The 19,018-nt window shown below is 55.7% G+C and carries 14 protein-coding genes and 1 tRNA gene; 9 read left to right on the top strand and 6 right to left on the bottom strand.

All coding sequences use genetic code 11. The annotated features are described in order from the left end of the window. Positions 1–84 precede the first annotated feature (84 nt). Positions 85–1,602, bottom strand: a complete 1,518-nt coding sequence (locus Fuma_RS22795; RefSeq protein WP_077026145.1) for a serine/threonine-protein kinase — start codon at positions 1,600–1,602, stop codon at positions 85–87. Beyond that, entirely contained in the window at positions 1,592–2,197 is a 606-nt protein-coding gene (locus Fuma_RS22790) for an RNA polymerase sigma factor (RefSeq protein ID WP_145944317.1), read from the bottom strand. The genes Fuma_RS22795 and Fuma_RS22790 overlap by 11 nt, the downstream gene beginning before the upstream one ends. A gap of 376 nt (positions 2,198–2,573) precedes the next feature. Between Fuma_RS22790 and Fuma_RS22785 the strand changes: the two genes are divergently transcribed. Then, the gene (locus Fuma_RS22785) at positions 2,574–3,818 is read left to right on the top strand and encodes a right-handed parallel beta-helix repeat-containing protein (protein WP_218922257.1); all 1,245 of its coding nucleotides are present in this window, start codon (positions 2,574–2,576) and stop codon (positions 3,816–3,818) included. 375 nt (positions 3,819–4,193) lie between these two features. Then, positions 4,194–7,676 carry a serine/threonine-protein kinase gene (locus tag Fuma_RS22780; protein ID WP_077026143.1) on the top strand — a complete coding sequence of 1,161 codons (3,483 nt, stop codon included), beginning with the start codon at positions 4,194–4,196 and terminating at the stop codon, positions 7,674–7,676. A gap of 71 nt (positions 7,677–7,747) precedes the next feature. Here the strand turns inward: Fuma_RS22780 and Fuma_RS22775 are convergent, their stop codons facing one another. Then, the gene (locus Fuma_RS22775) at positions 7,748–9,118 is read right to left on the bottom strand and encodes a YiiX/YebB-like N1pC/P60 family cysteine hydrolase (RefSeq protein WP_077026142.1); all 1,371 of its coding nucleotides are present in this window, start codon (positions 9,116–9,118) and stop codon (positions 7,748–7,750) included. Between the two features lie 412 nt (positions 9,119–9,530). Here Fuma_RS22775 and Fuma_RS22770 point away from each other — a divergent pair, with 412 nt between their 5' ends. From Fuma_RS22770 to Fuma_RS22735, 7 genes are all read left to right on the top strand, one after another. Then, on the top strand, positions 9,531–10,343 hold the full coding sequence (locus tag Fuma_RS22770; protein WP_077026141.1) for a sialate O-acetylesterase: 813 nt from the start codon (positions 9,531–9,533) through the stop codon (positions 10,341–10,343). 379 nt (positions 10,344–10,722) lie between these two features. Next, positions 10,723–10,995, top strand: coding sequence for a hypothetical protein (locus tag Fuma_RS22765; RefSeq protein ID WP_077026140.1), 273 nt, complete (start codon positions 10,723–10,725; stop codon positions 10,993–10,995). 709 nt (positions 10,996–11,704) lie between these two features. Then, on the top strand, positions 11,705–13,027 hold the full coding sequence (locus Fuma_RS22755; protein ID WP_229360716.1) for a DNA-directed RNA polymerase subunit alpha C-terminal domain-containing protein: 1,323 nt from the start codon (positions 11,705–11,707) through the stop codon (positions 13,025–13,027). A 123-nt stretch (positions 13,028–13,150) separates the two neighbouring features. After that, positions 13,151–13,222: transfer RNA gene (locus Fuma_RS22750), tRNA-Gln, on the top strand. Positions 13,223–13,472: 250 nt separating this feature from the next. Then, on the top strand, positions 13,473–14,303 hold the full coding sequence (locus Fuma_RS22745) for a site-specific integrase (RefSeq protein WP_077026137.1): 831 nt from the start codon (positions 13,473–13,475) through the stop codon (positions 14,301–14,303). Between the two features lie 54 nt (positions 14,304–14,357). Further along, a complete protein-coding gene (locus tag Fuma_RS22740) occupies positions 14,358–14,642 on the top strand; it encodes a transposase (protein ID WP_077026135.1) in 285 nt (94 codons plus the stop codon). A 32-nt stretch (positions 14,643–14,674) separates the two neighbouring features. Then, positions 14,675–15,526, top strand: coding sequence for an IS3 family transposase (locus Fuma_RS22735; protein WP_083731923.1), 852 nt, complete (start codon positions 14,675–14,677; stop codon positions 15,524–15,526). Between the two features lie 484 nt (positions 15,527–16,010). Here Fuma_RS22735 and Fuma_RS22730 read toward each other — a convergent pair whose 3' ends face one another. The 3 genes from Fuma_RS22730 to Fuma_RS22715 all read right to left on the bottom strand — a co-directional run bounded on the left by Fuma_RS22730 (position 16,011) and on the right by Fuma_RS22715 (position 18,940). Then, positions 16,011–17,183, bottom strand: a complete 1,173-nt coding sequence (locus tag Fuma_RS22730) for an ISAs1 family transposase (RefSeq protein WP_077022421.1) — start codon at positions 17,181–17,183, stop codon at positions 16,011–16,013. A gap of 588 nt (positions 17,184–17,771) precedes the next feature. After that, positions 17,772–18,623, bottom strand: coding sequence for an IS3 family transposase (locus Fuma_RS22720; protein WP_083731923.1), 852 nt, complete (start codon positions 18,621–18,623; stop codon positions 17,772–17,774). A 32-nt stretch (positions 18,624–18,655) separates the two neighbouring features. Further along, a complete protein-coding gene (locus Fuma_RS22715; protein WP_077026135.1) occupies positions 18,656–18,940 on the bottom strand; it encodes a transposase in 285 nt (94 codons plus the stop codon). Between the last annotated feature and the right edge of the window lie 78 nt (positions 18,941–19,018).

Raw genomic sequence — 19,018 nt, 5'->3', positions numbered from 1 at the left:
GATTCAGCGGCATCACCTTCCACCGGTAACTGATGGTCGCTATGCGACGTCTTTACGCCTTTCGCTGCGGACGTTGTGTCCAGATTATTCATTCGGCCTCGGGACGGGGATAAGCTGCAGCGACTCCTCATCCAGTTTTTCAATGGCGTTTCGTATTGAAGAAAGCTCGCCAAAGTCGGCGTCATCCCAATCCAGCAGGCTTTCATCAACGATTTCGAGCGGTTCTTCCGCCATAGACATAGGAGCCGCGTCGTCCGCCTGCTTTGTGGCTGTGTTGTCCGACGGCGGCAACTGAGGGAAGAGCGTTTGACTCGCCACCACGACCGCGACAACCAGCGCCAACATACCGATCACGCGGTAGCGCGTCCGCGAGAATCTCTGGATGGCCGTGCGGTCGACCTGCGTCGTCAGACTTTCCGGCAGCTTACAGTCATTGGGTTGCTGCACGTGGGCGAGGCACTGTTCCAGCAGTTCCGCGACTTCATCTGCTGATTGAAATCGTCGCGAGGAATCTTTCTCAAGCAGTCGTTCAATGATCTGGCACAACCAGTTGGGAACGTCCGGATTCAGATCGCGAATGGCATGCGGTTGAGCGTCCGTGACTTTTCGCAGAATGCCCCAACTCGTGTCCGCTCGAAACGGTGGGCGGCCCGTACACATGGCGTACAGCACGCTTCCCAAACTGAACAGATCACTGCGATGATCGATCGCCGCACCCTCCGCCTGCTCGGGCGACATAAAGTGCGGCGTTCCGGCGATGACTCCACTCTGAGTCAGGCTGGCATCGTCGGCCGCGCGAGCCAGTCCGAAGTCTGTCAGAAGGACTCGTTCCGTTGTGCCGTCCAGCAGGATGTTGGCGGGCTTCACGTCGCGGTGTACCAGTCCCTGATCATGAGCCGCCGCCAATCCGCGAGCCGTCTGCATTCCCAAACGCAGCATCTCCGAGACACTCAACGCGCCGTGTTCGTCGATCCGACGTTGTAACGACGTGCCTCGCAGATACGGCATCACCAAATAGGGCAGCGAATTCGATTCGTCGACTCCATGAATAGCGACGACATTACTGTGAACGACAGCCGCCGCAGCCTGAGCTTCCCTCGCGAATTGTTGTCGAGCCGCACCGCTGGTCGCAAGATGCGGTGCCAGAATTTTGATGGCTACGTACCGGTTAAGCGACCGATCAAACCCCTTCAGAACAACTCCCATGCCGCCCACACCAACGACGCCTGCGATTTCGTATCCGCCAAGGCGTCCCAGCATCGCGGGATCGTCAGTCGGATTGAGCCACGCAATAATCTGGCGAACGTTAGCGGGAATGCCGTCAGCGGATGTGCTTTCTTCCGTCCCGTCAACCCTGTCGACAATCGCCGTTGGCAGGGAAGAATCATCCGTTGTTCTGTTGATTTCGAATTCATCGTCCTGCAGAAAGTCGCTGGCGTCTTCCCACCATGTGTCGTCCGCCGCCGAAGCCTGAAGCTGCTCGCGACACGTGTCGCACAATTCAAGATGTCGCTCACACGCGGTCTGCTCTTCGTCCGAAAGGTCCGCGTTCAGAAATCGCTGCAACAGCTCTGGATGAAAATGTACAGTTTCAACAGTCATCGAAGTCGGCCTCCCGTTCTGCCACTCGTTCGCGAAGTCGTCGCATGATTCGTGATCGAGCTGCATATACTGATCCAACGGTGCGATCCAGTTTCTCCGCCACATCGACGACGGCTGACAAATCGACAGACGTCATCCAGAACGCGGCCCATGTCGCTTCTTCAAATTCGGGACGTATTTCTTCCGCCACTCGACGGAACAACTGCCGGCGTTGCTCACGCCGGATCTCTGCCTGAGTTGTGACTTCCGATTCCGGATGCTGCAACAGCCGTTGAATCAAACTGCTGCCACCGGTGGCTCGATCCGGCCGGACTCGTCTCAGATGGTCGACGATTGCGTTGCGAGTCACCCGTGCGAGCCACGATCGAAACCGACCGCGTTTGGGATCGTGTTGCCAATCGCCGACTTTCGCCGCGACCGACGCCAGGATTGTCTGAGCCAGATCCTGAGCATCCGCATCCTGCAGCCCGCGGCGTCGAGCCATCCTGTAAATGACGGGGCGATAGATGTCCGAAAATTCCAGCCACGCATCGCGGTCGAGCGGATCTTTCACCCGAATCAACAAACTCGCCTGCGTGTCAGGAATCCCGTGCAAAATCACTCTCCTGAACAGTTACACGCAACGGACGGCTCGATTTGACACCGAATCACGAAGAATTTGACGGAATTCTCGCCAGTCAGGTACCGGCATTATCGTTCATTGTATCGGGCTTGGAGGGGAGCATGCCACGGACTGGCGTTCTGCAATGGCCGCACCATCACTCTGCCAGGTTCGTTGATTTCGTGGGCGACGGGACCGATACTCTTTGTTCATTGTCTAGAAATGGGCGTTGGAGCGAGCGTCTGCCAACCGCCATTTCCTGTCTGCCCTGGAACGAATAGCCATGCGAGTCTTCTCGACCATTCTTACCTGCTGCGTTGTGTTTCAATTTGCGGCCGGGTAACTGGCGGCCGACGAATCGGATGCTCGTGTGGCTCCGCCTGTGGATGAACGTCAGTTGCCGCTGGAGATGCATTCCAGGATGGAGCAACGTCCGTCCATCACCGTCGGCAACAAAGACGCTGTGCTGGTGGGAAGCGACAATCGGGTGTTGCAGGCGGCGGTGGATTACGTTGCGGCTCTGGGTGGCGGCACGGTTGAGATCGGGCCCGGCGAATTTTTGATGCACGATTCGCTGCACCTGCGGTCGAATGTGACTGTGCGTGGAACCGAGGGAGAAACGATTCTTCGCAAGGCGAAAGGCGTGCGATCGCCACTTGCCCTGGACGGCGACTTCGGAGAACAGCAGCTGACCGTGAAGAACGCCGAAGGTTTTGAAGTCGGACACGGCGTGGCGATCCGCGACGATCGCTCAGGAGGTTTTCACACGACTGTTGCTCGCATTACCGGGCGGACCGGCAACACCTTTTCGATTGACAAACCGCTGATGGCCGATTGCATGGTCCGTGGCAACGCTCGCGCGGCCACCGTGTTTCCGGTCGTCAGCGGATACGATGTGCAGGGAGTGCGCATTGAGAACCTCACCATCGAAGGGAACAAGGATCAGAACATCGCGTTGAACGGCTGTCGAGGTGCGGGCATCTTTCTGTATCGCGGGTTCGGGACCACGATCAGCAATTGCACCGTGCGGAATTACAACGGCGACGGAATTAGTTTTCAGCAGTCGAATGACGTCACCGTTCAACATTGTGTGAGTGAAGGCAACACTCAGCTGGGTTTTCATCCGGGCAGTGGATCACAGCGGCCGCAGGTGACGGCCAACGTGGCTCGTAACAACGGGACCGACGGCTTGTTCCTGTGTTGGCGAGTGCGTCACGGGGTATTCGCGAACAATGAACTGGAAGGCAACGGTCGATACGGAATTTCAATCGGGCACAAAGACACGGACAATCTGCTGGAAGCAAACCACGTTCGGCTCAACGGTGAGGACGGCATTCACTTCCGCAACGAAACGTTCGGAATGGCGGCGCATCGCAACCGCTTGAAGGACAACGTCATCGAAGACAATGGCACCAAGGGTTCTGGTGCCGGGATCCGCGTACGTGGTGAGACGGACGGGTTGATCTTCGAGAACAACCAGATTCGGGACACCCGTTCTGCAGAATCACAGACTCAAACAACCGGCATTCTGATCGACAAACAGGCGGGCCGAGTGACGCTGAAGAAGAATCAGATCACGGCAAAAACGGCGATCGACGACAAACGCGACGAGTGAAACGCCGGCGGCAAACGACAGAGTAGACGCAGGTTGGCAATGCCGTCTTGCGACCGATCGCAGTCGTGCCCTGCGGCCCTGTTCCGAAGGCGCTTTGCGCATTCTGGTGCTCGGTTGGGGCGAACATCTCACAAAACCGCCGTGGCCTGCGTAGGTATTGGCGGGCGGCGTGAGATTTCCACGATCTAGTGGCATTCCGTACAATTCACTCGTGGGGAGTGGCGAAGGCGTGCGTCATACTTGGGAATTTGCTCAATAATCGGCGGCGACTGACGACTTCACTGCCAGAGGCGAATGTTGAAAATACGCACCCGCGCGGCCGACTGAAACCGGGACTTCGTGGGCCATTGTGGACACCTGAACACTCGGGTCAGTATGCCGGAACCCAGCATTCCAAATTTCCTTGAACTTCTCGGCACCAGTCGGCTGCTGACGAATGCGCAGTTGGAGCGGCTGAAGACGCAACTCGGCAGCAAGCCGCTTACCGCCGAATCCCTGGCTCAGATTCTGGTGCGGCAGGAACATCTGACCGAATGGCAGGCCCGTCAGCTGCTGAAAGGCCAGGCCGGGTTCGTGCTGAATCATTATCGCCTGCTGAACCCCATCGGTCGCGGCGGTATGGGGCATGTGTTCCGTGGACTGGATGTGAAGACCAACAACGTCGTCGCCGTGAAGGTGATGGCTCGAAAGCTGACCAGTAACCAGACACTGGTGTCGCGGTTCCGTCGCGAAATTCGAGCGTCTTCGAAGCTGGACAGTCCGTACGTCGTCAGGACGCTGGATGCCGGGCGAGTCGGCAAGGTCGACTTCATGGTGATGGAGTACGTTAACGGCGATCAACTTGACCGGATCGCCAATCGAATTGGCCGAGTTCCAGTGGGGCTGGCGTGCGGTATTGTGCGAGACGTGGCCGAAGGGCTGCAACACGCTCACCGACACAAGATGGTGCACCGCGATATCAAGCCTGCCAACATCATGGTGCATTGGGACGACGCTGGCCGCGGCACGACCAAGCTGATGGATATGGGCCTGGTGCTGATGATGGCAGACGAGGACCAGGAACAGTCTGTCACTCGCGCCGGTCAGGTGATGGGGACGCCCGACTTTATGTCGCCCGAACAGGGCTGGGACACAACAAAGGTCGACATTCGCAGCGACATTTACAGTCTCGGCTGCACGCTGTTTCGACTTCTGACGGGAAAGATTCCCTTCACCGGTTCGAATCCGCTGCAGGTGCTTAGTCAGCGTCTGCAGCGAGACGCTCCGTCTGTGCTGACGGTCTGTGACGACGTTCCTCAAGCCGTCGCCGACATTGTGCAGAAAATGACGATGCGCAATCCGGACGAACGCTATCAAACGCCGGCCGAAGTCGCGGCAGCTTTAGAAGGCGTCAGTGAGCCGTTGCTGCGCAGTTCTTTCCAAAAAGCCGCTCAGGCCGCGACCAACGATCCCAACGCCGACATCAGCGAACCTCGCAGTGATGAAGATGTGGACGAAGGCGACGTTTCGTACCGGCAGTTTCTGGCTGAAGTGGAAAACGGAAGTTCGGTCGATCTGATGCTGACGACCGACGCCAACATCGATGTGAATTCGGCCACGTTGCCTGCGATGGACCTGAACGTCGAAGCCGAGTCACTCGCGACACGTCGAGTACGCCCGAAGCAAAAGCGCGGCAAAAAGGCGGGCCTCGCCGCAATGATCGTGTCGATTTTGGTGATCGCCTTAGCGGGCGCATTTATTCTGACGAAAGATGACGGGGGACCGTCGCTCGCTACAAATCGTGTCAACCATATTCCGCCTACAGCATCGCCCACCGGCCGCTTTTTGAACCTCAGCCCACCGCCCGCGAATCCCGGCGAACAGTGGTCGTTTACGCCAGACACCCAGATTGATCCGGCCGCCGCTGCTGTTCAGTTTCGTCTGGACGAATCCGGCCTGGACGGACTGTCCATCGACAGCGCCACTGGCCAGCTTGCGTGGGATGTTCCGGCACAACAGGCGCCCGGAGCGTACCACCTGATCATGTCGCTGGTTCACGCCGATGGCGATCAGGAAACAACTCTGGCGCAAAAAGAACTGACCGTGACTGTGATGGCCGGCGCATCGCCGATCAAAATGGCGGAAGATCGCAGCTTTGAACTGGACGTGGGGGCCCCGTTTATCACGTCTGTTGGCGTGCCGCCGTCAATGGCATCGCAGCATGCATTGACCTACAGCGTCGATGGGACCATGCCGCAAGGCTTGACGCTCAACCCGGAAAACGGCACCGTCGAATGGCGACCGCGTTTGCAGGATACTGGAAAGCATGAAGTAATCATCGCGGTGGCGGCGGCTGACAGTTCTGAGCCGCTTGATCAACAGACGCTAACTCTGCTGGTGTTGCCGAAGAGTATCGAGCACGTGCTGCCTACTCTGCCGCCGCAAACGGCCGCGGCCGGTGCAGAGTTTCGTTATGCATTTCCGCAGATGTCATTAACGCCTCGTCCGCGGATGCAAACGCGTCGCGTGATTTCGCCAGCAGACGGTGCGCCGGAAGGTGTGACCGTGTCATCCGACGGTCGTGAACTCGTCTGGGATATTCCTTCGGACACGACCGGAACCTTCGAAATTCCGCTGAAAGCCAGCTGGCGGACTCCTGGCGATTTGGGTACTCGCGAACTGGAAGGCACTGCCGTGTTGACCGTGGAAGTCACGCCTGCCACGCCGTCGAAACCATTGAACTCGATGCCGGACGACGCTGCGATCGCCGCGGCGTTGGAGGAAGTTCGCACGACGTACAAATCACGTCTGGCGACGGCTCGCACGATGGCCCAGCGAACGGCTCTGGCTCGTGAACTGCTGGAATTGTCGTGGGAAGCAACGGCCGGTCCAGGCGATGCGGCCTTGTTGCAGGTCATCGATGAAGACCTTGCTTCGCGAGCTCGCGCGGTTGATGTGCAGTTCGATGTGGCTCACATTCGAGCCACTCGGTACGGCGTTCCGGAGACGTCTGTCACGGAAAATATTGTCAGCCGGTTTCGACGATCGGTTATGAGTGCAGATCAGCAGGACCGAGCGATCGAACATGGCTTGCGGCTCGCCCAGCTCACAGTTCGGCAGGACAACCTTGAACTCACTGATAGTTTGCTGAGTATGGTTGCGAATCTGCTCCGCAACAGTTCTGCGCAGGGGGCTGCTGCGATGTTGTCGTCGGATGTTGCTGCGGCCGGCAGGCTCACCGCCGAATTGTCGAAAGCTGGCGAAGGTACCGTCGACGCTATCAAGTTGCAGGAATTAAAGCGGCTGCTTGCCCGCTGGCAGTTCGATTCGATCTTCCAAAGTGGACAGGGTTTGAACTTTTTTACGGTGGCTCGCACAGGAACGAGCCCGCTGAATGGCCGTGAGTTCTGGAAAATCAAACCCAACCTCATCGAACTGGACGGCACCACTCAACAGGCGGCCATTGGCTTTCTACAGCCGACCGGTGGAAGCGATCGATACGTGGTCCGCATGGAGCTCCTCCCCTCAACAAACTCAGCTCAGTTTGTATTCGGGGCAACCGGAACCGGGCAGGCCGACTTTCACGCCTTCGCGGTAATTCTGGACGCAACTGCGCCCGGGCGAATCATTGATATTCGCAATCGAGCCACCATGGCTGAACCCTCCACTACGCGGCTTCACACAGATCGAGCCAGCTTGGCAGAAGTTGTAGTTGACGGCACCAACGTTGTGGTGCGACTTAACGGCATGCCCGTTTCTCAGGCCACGATCGAAAAGCTGACGCCGGGCAGGATAGGCATTGCCGCCAATCTTGGCACACCAATGCCTGCCGCGGCAATTCGCAACATTCGAATGCTGAAGCTGCCCGCCACCCCGTAGCTTACACCGCTACCGAAACGTGACCGTCCGATCTGGTTTGATTGTGTGCGCAGTCAGTGGGCGACGTGTACTTAAACGCTCTTCCGACCAACCGTCGCCTTCAGCGCTTCAACGGCCTTCGCTTCAAAGCAGATGTCGGGCGACTTTGCAGGACAAAACACTGCGTGAGCCAAAAAGCCATCGGCTTTGATGGCCTTTTGTAGCAGGTCCTCGGCAGACAAAGTGAGGCGGCCGGCTCGGCGAGTCAGGTTAAACTGAATGCCGCCGATTCCTTCATACGATCGGTACACAACTTCCGTGCAGACCAGGCGGTCTGAACGCGCGAAGTCAAAGTCGAAGTCGTATGGCTTGTCGGCATGAAAGAAGCCTCGACCGATCGCTTCCGCAATTTGGTTACGCTCTAACTGAGGCCTCAGAATCACAATCGCGTCGCTGCTGAATGGACACGACACCGACCGAACTCGCACACCGTCTTTCATCGCTTCCAGCACGCGATGCGGACGGTTTGCATCAACACCTTCGAGCGCCACCCAGCGTTTTTGGATATTCGCATGTTCATGCAGTCGCGCTGCGCGAAGCTCATCGACAGACCCAATGTACAGCGCCGCGTGAGGCCAATAGCCCGGCAGGAAGTAGTTGGTGACAGCGTGCTCTTTCCGCACAACAATGACATCACCCGGCTGCAGCAGTGCCTCAATCTCTGTCTCAACATGCGGCGGAAGGCGCGGCAGATGCCCGGACTTTACATAGCGATCGGCCATCAACGACGAAACACACTTCTGAAGCCCGTACAGAGCTCGCCCGAGCAAATCCCGAGTGATCCGCGTCCGAACCGAACGTGCTCTTACGCGAGTTCTCGCCAGCACAAACCGGTCTGCGGTGACGCCCAGGCGATCCTGCAGCCGATCTATTATCGCAAGCAATGATTCGACATCAGCGTTCGATGCGGCCAGCTCAGTAAGCTGTTCCCGCCGCTGCGCCACAAAGGTCGAGGCGTGATACAGATGCCACGCATGCACCGGGTTAGTGAGCGACTTCTGAACAAAGTCATACGTGCCCACTGGAATACCAAAGTACGGTTCCGGCTCGTTCAGTTTCATTCGCACCACTTTCCGGTGATGGCAGTTTTCTCGCAAAAAACGAGCCACGTCGACCAGTACTAAAGCCCCGGCGTACGCGATTGTCACAGCGATCTGCTGCTCTTCCGGTTCGAACCGATCCACTTTGTAGAATGACGTCACCAGTTCGAACAACGCGTTCCGCGACTGCCAGTAAGATACCAGCAAATGCCGCGTTTGTTCGTCTTCGGTCGGCGTAAAGAAGCCACGTTGCGACGCTTCGCTGCTATCGATCAGCTCCCGAGCACGCTCTTTCAAACGACCGAAATGTTCGGCGATGTCACGAACGGTTGCTGCACCGTGTTGAAGTTCTTCATAAGACATAAGCGGACTTCTGTTGCCAATGACAGGACCAGTTGTCTGACGTTGTACACTCCGCGCGACGAAGGCGAATTCTCCACTGAGCCTTTCACTCAAGCTGCGGGCTGCAGCCTTGGTTCAACCCTTTTCACCGAATAGGATGTTCGCGTTGCAATGATTCCGGACGCGACTGCTTTACAGCGAAGTTAGGGCTAAGCCTTCTTGCAGGCAGCCGCGTCGGTGATCGTGGTTTGCCTGCAACCGCTCGTCCTTGGCCAATAATCAGTTTCACCAATTCGCTTTTAAAAGGCTACTCCGTCGCATGCAACGCATCCATCTCTGGGGGCGAACCCAACCAGGAACTCGCCTGTACGGAATGGAGTGGGGCGAGTGTTTTCAACAATACGGGTGACTCTACACAGAAAGTACTAATCTCATGAAGACCATGCTGTGCTCGATCGCGTCGCTGATGTTTTTGCAGGCTTCTTGTATGTCTGCCGCTGACGTAGCAATCCCTGACAAGCCGGAAGATTTTCATCTTTTCCTGCTGGTCGGTCAGTCCAACATGGCGGGCCGCGGGAAAGTCGAGGAGCACGATCGGGAGGCTCATCCGCGAATCCTTTCGCTCGACAAGTCACTAACGTGGACGCCGGCAGTCGATCCTTTGCACTTTGACAAGCCGACGATCGTGGGCGTGGGGCTTGGCAAAACCTTTGCCTTGGATTACGCGAAACAGCATCCCGGTGTGACAGTCGGGTTGGTTCCCTGCGCGGTCGGTGGTTCGCCGATTTCTTCGTGGGAGCCAGGCGCGTTGGACAAAGCTACGAAGACTCATCCCTATGACGACATGCTGCCTCGAATTCGCGAAGCAATGAAGTCCGGCGTGTTGAAGGGCATTCTGTGGCATCAGGGAGAATCAGACGCAGGCAAAGAGGCGACGGCTGCTGTCTACGAAGAAAAGTTGCATTCGCTGATTAAGCGATTTCGCACCGAGTTGAATGCCGCTGACGTGCCGTTTGTCGCTGGCCAGATGGGGCACTTTGAAGACCGTCCATGGAGTGAGTTGAAGAAGCGAGTCGACGCAGTTCATCAAAGTTTGCCCGGCAAGGTGCGGCGAACGGCCTTCGCCAAATCGGATGGCCTGACACACAAAGGCGACAAAGTTCACTTTGATTCGGCGTCCTATCGAGAACTCGGACACCGCTACTTCGCGGCGTACCAAAGCATTTTGACGGCAGACCGGCCATAGCGGATTTCAGCGGCAGTGAGTCTGTTTGGTGGGCCTCGAAAAATTTCCAAAAAGTTTGCGGCGAACTTGAGTCGAATTCTGAAGTTGGTTCGACTTCACGCCACTCGGTCAACCTTTTTGCAGGGTTACCGCTACTTTCGGCGGCAGCGAAAGTCGTCTTGACGCAATTCGCCGGTTCTCATACTTTCCGGCTCGTCGCCAACGGCGGCAACTCCTTTCTGTCTCTCCTCTCACGAATATCGTCGACACCCTTCCTAATCCCACGTCGTGTTCCTCAAACAACGGCAGGTTACGAAGCTGTGTTGGTTAGTTCGCCCTCTCGCCTCCCTCACTGCCACAAATCCGGCTTCTGCCTCGGCAGCACTTTGGAGTTATTCTCATGAAACGTATTGCGACATTTTGTGCTGGCCTGCTGTTGATGGGTTCAATGACTGGCTGCTGTCTTCTTGGTTATGGTGGTGGTTACGGTGGCGGTAACTGTGGCTATGGCGCTGCCTATCCCAGCGGTGGCGGTGGCGGCGGCTGTGGAAGCTGCGGAGCCTATCCTCAGGCTTACGCGCCCAACGGAGCGACTGCGTTCGCACCTGCCGGTCAGATGGCATTCGCACCTGGCCCACCGACTGTGGCTATGCAGCCGCTGTCAACTTACTAAGAAATTGTCACACGCCTGACGTTTGGAAACGGCACATGCTGCCCCGCCAGACAAATCGGTGAGCGCTGTGTCAATCAGGCTGTGAGAATCGAACAAGTCGGGCCACGGCTGGCAACAATGCGCGGACGTCATTTTGCCCTTCGTCACTGAAGCCGCAAATGATCGATCGTTCCCCTGCCCTTCACGTTGCGTGGAGTTGCTGACGGGACGATTCTGATCCATTTCCCGTTGGTCAAACGGCCGCATTACGCAACATGAAAAATTGGGTTCACCGCGCACGGTAGTGCAACGTGTACACGCTTTCTGCAGCCACACATCGTATGAAAACATTCCGTTTGACGAAGTTCGCTTCGTCTTCTCCGTCTGAAGCATCGAGCGACTCTCTCCCTTCGAGTCGCCCGGTGCTTCTTGCGTATCGGGCTGTATTCGGGGCCTCATGGACGGGGCTGCGATTTGTCGTAAACGTATGGCTGTAATGGGGTTTCGTTGTTCTGAGGCATTCTCGGGCGCTGAGTTTCGCTGCGATCGATTCCCATTTCTCTGGAAACGCAGTAGTTCATTTGTGTCAAGCGTGCAGCCTCGATAAACTGCTGGGTTTCAGAAAATCGGGCAGAGGCAAATCTGTCCTTCCGCATCGACCGCGCCCCAGTTGCGTGCTGTCGTTTGTGGTGGTCTGTTGTGTCAATTCTCCCGGAAGGATCATTCATCCGTGACAGTAGCTAACGTCATGAACATTCCAGAACTTCTTAATCTAAACAGCCCGCTGACATTGGATCAGGTGGAATCGCTGCGAGCGGCGCTGGTCGGTCACCAGGCGAGTGAAGTGCGTCAAGGGTTTGTCGAACTTAAGCAGAAGATTGCTGGCGGCGATGCGCCGGAATCTGCATTGGCCCGAGCAGGCATTACAGCCTACCTGCTGTCGAAACACGTCGAAGCCGACGGGTTTCTTGAGCAAGTGACAAAAGACGGCGTTGCCAGCTATTTTCACGCACAGGTACTGACGTCGCTGGATCGACATGCCGATGCCGCTCAGAAGTTTGAGCAGGCTGGCAAAAACGGATATGACCAGATCGACGCGACTTTGCGTCAGGCAGGGGCAATTCGAGCGTCCGGCAGTGTTGATGAAGCAGAGCAGATGCTTCGCAGTGTCGCAGCATCCGCAGCCAGTCGAGCCGAGTATTCCTTTCAGATGGGCTGCATCTGGGCTGATCGCGGCGACGCTCTGACGGCCGTGGAATATTTTGAGCGTGCGGTCGACATGGACCCGCACCATTCTCGCGCTCTGTTTTGGCTGGCCGCCGAGAACTCACTTCGCGGCAACGACGAAGAAGCAATTCGTTATTACGAACGAAGTTTGTCCAAGCCACCATACTTTATCGGTGCCCTGCTGAACCTCGGGTTGTTGTACGAAGACCGCGAAAGCTACCAAGCGGCCGCATTCTGCTTCAAACGGATTCTGGACTACGATCCCAATCACGAACAAGCGATTCTGTACCTGAAGGACATCGAAGCCACTCAGGACATGTACTACGATGAGGATCAGGCTCGACAGGAAGCTCGCATGAAGCAGCTTCTGGGACGTCCTGTGACCGACTTCGAACTGTCCGTGCGCAGCCGCAACTGCCTGACGGCGATGGACATCCAGACGCTGGGCGATTTGACTGAGATCAGTGAACAGGAATTGCTGGCCGGCAAAAACTTCGGCGAAACCAGCCTTCTGGAAATTCGCGAACTGTTGGCCGCTCACAGTCTTCGTATCGGCCTGAATCTGCACAAAGTGCATGCTCGGGACACGTTTGTGGATCAGAGCCTGACACCGGAAGAGCAGGCGATTCTGAATCGTCCAATCAGCGATCTCAGCCTGTCGGTTCGTTCTCGCAAGTGCATGAATCGTCTCGCGATCCAAACAATTGGACAGCTCACGTCACGCACACCAGACGAACTGCTGGCCAGTCGCAACTTCGGCGTGACATCGCTGAACGAGATCCGCTTAAAGCTCGGAGAAATGGGTATCAAACTCCGCAACGACTGATGCAACGCAGCTCCCATCGATCCCACCGGCAGCCTTCTGCGAAGCCAGGAAGTTTGTTCCACACCTCGCACAAGCAAGGGTTGCCGCGTCGATCGTTGGTCCCTAAAATCCGCCGCACAGCGTAACCCGATAGTGTAATAGGTAACACAACAGATTTTGATTCTGTTATTCCAGGTTCAAGTCCTGGTCGGGTTGATCCGTTCGAATGAGATATTTCGAACGTAAATCAAACAACCACAAAGACTTGGAGCAATCATTGCTTCAGGTCTTTTTTTGTGAAAAATGAAATCCGTCACAAATCCGTCACACCTGTTGTGATGGCAGTGCATTGAGATTGGTTTTTCACACGCGAAGTGGGATCTGCGTTGGAGCCTCGTTGACAGGCGTTGCTAACAAGCGTTCCGGATCACTTTTATGCTTCTAGGTAAGCAAAGGGAGATTCGAAATGGCATCGTTACAGACCGATCCCAGCGGCAACTATCACGTCAAGTTTCGTCTGGGAGGTCGGCAGTATCGTCGGTCGCTCCGGACGAAGTTACGACGGAAGGCGGAAGCAGCCGCCAGCCACGTCGAAGAGAATATCCGCCTCATCTCTGAAGGGCGGATGACGCTTCCGACGTCGGCTGACGTTCCGACATTTCTGCTGTCGGACGGCAAGCTGCAGGAGCAAATTACGCTCACCCCGGTATTGCGAGTTGGAGAGCTGCTCAAGAAGTACCTGCGATCAATCCCACGAGACACGCTGGAACAGACGACCATCAATACTTTTGGCGTGCACATGCGCCACATTGAAAGGCAGATCGGCGGTCGAACGCTTCTGAACCTGGTCACCAAGTCTGCCCTTCAGGAATACGTCACTGCCCGGTCAAAAGAGCCCGGTCGACGCGGATACATCAGTGCAGCCACAATCCGGAAGGAAATCGCGACGTTCGGCTCACTGTGGAATTGGGCAGCTTCCGAGGGGTTTGTCGACTTTGAATTTCCGCGAAAGGGCCTGCTGTTCCCAAAACAAGATGACAAACCACCCTTTCAAACGTGGGAGCAGATTACTCGGCAGGTTCGTGACAATCACCTAACCAAGAAAGAAGCGGCACCTGTCTGGGATTGCCTCTATCTCGATACCCAGAGGCTTCGAGCGCTGCTTCAGTTCATCAAAGAAAATTCCCGGCATGCATGCCTTTATCCGATGACCGTTTTGGCGGCTTTCACCGGCGCTCGCCGAAGTGAGTTGTGCCGGTCCCATACATCGGACGTAGACCTGGCATGCTCCCCTTGAACAGGTCCATCATTATGAGAGTCTACTGACGAATTTATTCTCAGGAGACTCAGGATGTCGGAGAAACGTAAACGTCACACTCCGGAACAGATTGTTCGGAAGCTTCGTGATGCGGATGCGATGCTGACGAGCGGCAAGTCGCTCGGTGAGGTTGTTCAATCGCTGGCTGTCAGTGAAGCGACGTATCATCGCTGGCGTCAGCAGTACGGCGGGATGAAGGCCGAGGAAGCAAAGCGTCTGAAGGAACTGGAAGTTGAGAACGCTCGGCTTAAGAAGCTGCTTGCGGAAGCGGAACTCGACAAGGCAATGCTGAAGGAGATCGCGGAGGGAAACTTCTGACGGTCTCCCGGAAACGCGAGGCCGTCAAACATGTGCAGGAGAAGTTCGACGTTTCGGAACGTCACGCGTGCCGAACGGTTGGTCAGCATCGTTCGGTTCATCGTCGTGAACCCGTTGTTCGCGATGATGAGGCGGCGTTGGTGAAGCGAATGCTGGAGCTGGTTCGTGAGCATCCGCGATTTGGTTATCGGCGTATCTGTCGTCTTCTTCGTCGCGAAGAATTCGTGGTGAACAGGAAGCGAATGTATCGCCTTTGGCGTCGTGAAGGCCTGAAGGTCTGTCGACGAACGAAGAAGCGGCGTGGCACTGGCGGCAGTAAAAACGCTTGTCATGTTCACCGATCGCGGGGAAAAAACGACGTATGGGCGTGGGATTTTGTGTTTGACTACACAACGAATGGAACTCAGTTGAAGTGGCTGACCGTTGTTGACGAATTCACTCGGGAGTGCGTTGCGTTGAAAGTTTCTCGCAGTATCAAAGCCGACGACGTGATCGACACGTTGTGTGAATTGATCGCTGCTCGCGGTGTTCCGAACCACATTCGCAGCGACAACGGCCCAGAGTTTATCGCGAAGGCGATTGGCAAGTGGCTGAAACAAACAGGCGTCTCGGCGCTGTACGTCGAGCCGGGATCGCCGTGGCAGAACGGGTATTCCGAGAGTTTCAATTCGAAGCTTCGCGATGAATTTCTGAACGTGGAAGAGTTTGAAAGTGTTCGCGATGCCGTACAGATGACGAAGGAATTTCAACGTCAGTACAACGAAGTTCGTCCGCACAGCGCGTTGGACTACCAGACACCGAATGAGTTCGCGGCGATGCAGCCTTCGGTTCGAGCTCGACAGACGGGAGCCGCCCCGACCACCTTCGCCATCACCTCGACCTGAGCTCCGCGTTGAAGGCCGAGGCGACAGCGAAGGCGGACGGGGCTCAGCACAACTTGTTTGGAAGATTATTCAATACCAATGTCAGCCCACAACTCTCATAACAACCGGACCTAATCTCGGGGGCTGCCCAGACGCGTGCAGAAGACAACGCCGCCGTGGAATATTATTATTGATTGACTGCGTCTTGATGTCTTTAGACTCTTGTTTGAAGTTAGAGTTTTGGTGAAGAATCAGAATAGGAGAATCTTCTTTGAGTACGGCGCGGTAATACGGGGCCAGATTGGCTAATTGATGAGAAGCCACAATTTCTGCGTTCTTGCGATTCCGCTCAAGCTTGCTTGGCAGCAATTGTCTGTAAGCTAGGCTTTGCCAAACAGGATCACTTGAAGACACCATTGATGGCTTGAATCTGTGAGTCCGGAAAGAGATGCCGATAACGCCGACGCTGCTCGTCGGTCTGGTGCCCAACCAGGGCCAGCGCATACTAAGTTGTTTTGCCGGTAAGGATTTGCATCAAATAGTCAATGTTCCATCCGGCCATTCTTCTTTTCATGACGTTGCTTTGTTTGCCAGGATGTTTCTTGATGAGGCTGAGTGTGAGTCGTCTGAGCCATGACAAATTGTTCGCGAAGATTCGGTTTCGGACTCGACTCTCATCCTCGCGGTAGGTCATGTCGAGACTCCAGTGCAGCGTGTTTTCTATGGCCCAGTGACCACGAACCGTTGTTGCGAACAGCTCGCCTTTGCGACGCAGACTGCTGATGTAGTAGCGAACGTCAGAATGATGAATGCCGTCCTGCTCGTACATTCGGATCGCCGTTCCGATGGTCTTGAGTCCGGCCCATTTGTGGCCCACGTCAAAATCGACAGGCACGGTCGCCTGATAGTAGATTCTCTGTTCCTGCCGACCGTGTCCCTTCTCTGTTTCTTCATAGCGACTGACGGGACAGCGAGCGAAGTCATCCTCCAGGTGATCGAGAAAAAACTTCTGCACGACCTCATAGAGTTTCGGTTGGTTGCCTTTCAGGGCTAACACATAGTCTGCATTGCCAGACACGATCTGCTGCGCAATGTTTTTTTGACAACCCGCTGCGTCAATCGTAATGATCGCCTCATCGATATTGATTTCGTTCAGTAATTTCGGGATCGCGGTGATCTCGTTCGACTTCTCTTCCGTCGCCACCTGTCCCAGAGAAATCCCCTGATCAGAAGCCCACGCACTCACGATGAACAACGCACCCAGCCCATTCTTTTTGTCATGTGATCGACGGAGTGCTTTGCCATCAATCGCAATCTGTTTTCTGTAGCCTTCTTTCTGTTCGTCGGAAAGTCCTTCCAGCGATTCAATCCATTGCACGAAGCACGCTTGAAAGTCGTTCGGCTTCAGGAGAGAAAGGACGCGCCGGTACGTATCTTTTTTCGGAATGCCATGCGGAAGTGCCAGGTGTTTCTGCAGGCCATCGGCATTCAGTCGCGCCCATTCCGCAATCGCACTGGGGCCGTCGGCGTTGGCCAGCACTCCGCAAATGGCGATCACAATCACATCACCAAGCAGATGCAGACGATTGATGTTGGAACGCGGGTCTTTCAATTGATCAAAGTAATGAACAATGTTTCCTGTCAGCTCCTGGGTGACCGCCAGTTCAACTGTCGACATCTCTTGTCCTCTCCTCGTGAAGTCCGATGTTACGACACGAAAAGACTAACCAATACTCACTTGTCGCGCCAGCCTAAATTGCCCAAAGTGCGCGCTGGCCCTGGGTGCCAACCCATTCATCAATGAATCGCTGGTCAACTCCCTGAGACGCACAATTGCTGATAAAGCTGTGGCGGAAGACGTGCCAGCCCCGGACGGGTTCCCATTCGGAACCCGATAAAACGCTGTTGAGGAAATTGGACGCTTCGAATGGCTTTATCTCTGTTTTCTCTCCGTCCGGTTTTTGCATCCGCACGCTTCGGTGATCTTCGGGAAAGGTGAATCGGCATGCTCGCTTCACTGATAGCCAATCCTCGATAATGACTCCAAGACTGTCTGAAATTGGAACAGTTCTCGTTGTTCGATTGGACCTCGAACGTTTTCGTTCCCGGATCGTAAATGATTGGCCTGTCAAGGTGTGGGCTGCCCCCGAGATTAGGTCCGGTTGTTATGAGAGTTGTGGGCTGACATTGGTATTGAATAATCTTCCAAACAAGTTGTGCTGAGCCCCGTCCGCCTTCGCTGTCGCCTCGGCCTTCAACGCGGAGCTCAGGTCGAGGTGATGGCGAAGGTGGTCGGGGCGGCTCCCGTCTGTCGAGCTCGAACCGAAGGCTGCATCGCCGCGAACTCATTCGGTGTCTGGTAGTCCAACGCGCTGTGCGGACGAACTTCGTTGTACTGACGTTGAAATTCCTTCGTCATCTGTACGGCATCGCGAACACTTTCAAACTCTTCCACGTTCAGAAATTCATCGCGAAGCTTCGAATTGAAACTCTCGGAATACCCGTTCTGCCACGGCGATCCCGGCTCGACGTACAGCGCCGAGACGCCTGTTTGTTTCAGCCACTTGCCAATCGCCTTCGCGATAAACTCTGGGCCGTTGTCGCTGCGAATGTGGTTCGGAACACCGCGAGCAGCGATCAATTCACACAACGTGTCGATCACGTCGTCGGCTTTGATACTGCGAGAAACTTTCAACGCAACGCACTCCCGAGTGAATTCGTCAACAACGGTCAGCCACTTCAACTGAGTTCCATTCGTTGTGTAGTCAAACACAAAATCCCACGCCCATACGTCGTTTTTTCCCCGCGATCGGTGAACATGACAAGCGTTTTTACTGCCGCCAGTGCCACGCCGCTTCTTCGTTCGTCGACAGACCTTCAGGCCTTCACGACGCCAAAGGCGATACATTCGCTTCCTGTTCACCACGAATTCTTCGCGACGAAGAAGACGACAGATACGCCGATAACCAAATCGCGGATGCTCACGAACCAGCTCCAGCATTCGCTTCACCAACGCCGCCTCATCATCGCGAACAACGGGTTCACGACGATGAACCGAACGATGCTGACCAACCGTTCGGCACGCGTGACGTTCCGAAACGTCGAACTTCTCCTGCACATGTTTGACGGCCTCGCGTTTCCGGGAGACCGTCAGAAGTTTCCCTCCGCGATCTCCTTCAGCATTGCCTTGTCGAGTTCCGCTTCCGCAAGCAGCTTCTTAAGCCGAGCGTTCTCAACTTCCAGTTCCTTCAGACGCTTTGCTTCCTCGGCCTTCATCCCGCCGTACTGCTGACGCCAGCGATGATACGTCGCTTCACTGACAGCCAGCGATTGAACAACCTCACCGAGCGACTTGCCGCTCGTCAGCATCGCATCCGCATCACGAAGCTTCCGAACAATCTGTTCCGGAGTGTGACGTTTACGTTTCTCCGACATCCTGAGTCTCCTGAGAATAAATTCGTCAGTAGACTCTCATAATGATGGACCTGTTCAAGGGGAGCATGCCAGGTGAGC

This window comes from Fuerstiella marisgermanici, assembly GCF_001983935.1.
GTDB classification, from domain to species: Bacteria; Planctomycetota; Planctomycetia; order Planctomycetales; family Planctomycetaceae; genus Fuerstiella; species Fuerstiella marisgermanici.
Note: the sequence above shows the minus strand (reverse complement) of the source record. Positions and strands in the feature narration are given on the sequence as shown.

Excerpts from the sequence above, each read along its gene's own strand:
- Fuma_RS22730 (WP_077022421.1), bottom strand. The coding sequence starts at position 17,183 with ATGTCGACAGTTGAACTGGCGGTCACCCAGGAGCTGACAGGAAACATT.
- Fuma_RS22795 (WP_077026145.1), bottom strand. The coding sequence starts at position 1,602 with ATGACTGTTGAAACTGTACATTTTCATCCAGAGCTGTTGCAGCGATTT.
- Fuma_RS22765 (WP_077026140.1), top strand. The coding sequence starts at position 10,723 with ATGAAACGTATTGCGACATTTTGTGCTGGCCTGCTGTTGATGGGTTCA.
- Fuma_RS22715 (WP_077026135.1), bottom strand. The coding sequence starts at position 18,940 with ATGTCGGAGAAACGTAAACGTCACACTCCGGAACAGATTGTTCGGAAG.
- Fuma_RS22740 (WP_077026135.1), top strand. The coding sequence starts at position 14,358 with ATGTCGGAGAAACGTAAACGTCACACTCCGGAACAGATTGTTCGGAAG.
- Fuma_RS22770 (WP_077026141.1), top strand. The coding sequence starts at position 9,531 with ATGAAGACCATGCTGTGCTCGATCGCGTCGCTGATGTTTTTGCAGGCT.
- Fuma_RS22780 (WP_077026143.1), top strand. The coding sequence starts at position 4,194 with ATGCCGGAACCCAGCATTCCAAATTTCCTTGAACTTCTCGGCACCAGT.
- Fuma_RS22775 (WP_077026142.1), bottom strand. The coding sequence starts at position 9,118 with ATGTCTTATGAAGAACTTCAACACGGTGCAGCAACCGTTCGTGACATC.
- Fuma_RS22745 (WP_077026137.1), top strand. The coding sequence starts at position 13,473 with ATGGCATCGTTACAGACCGATCCCAGCGGCAACTATCACGTCAAGTTT.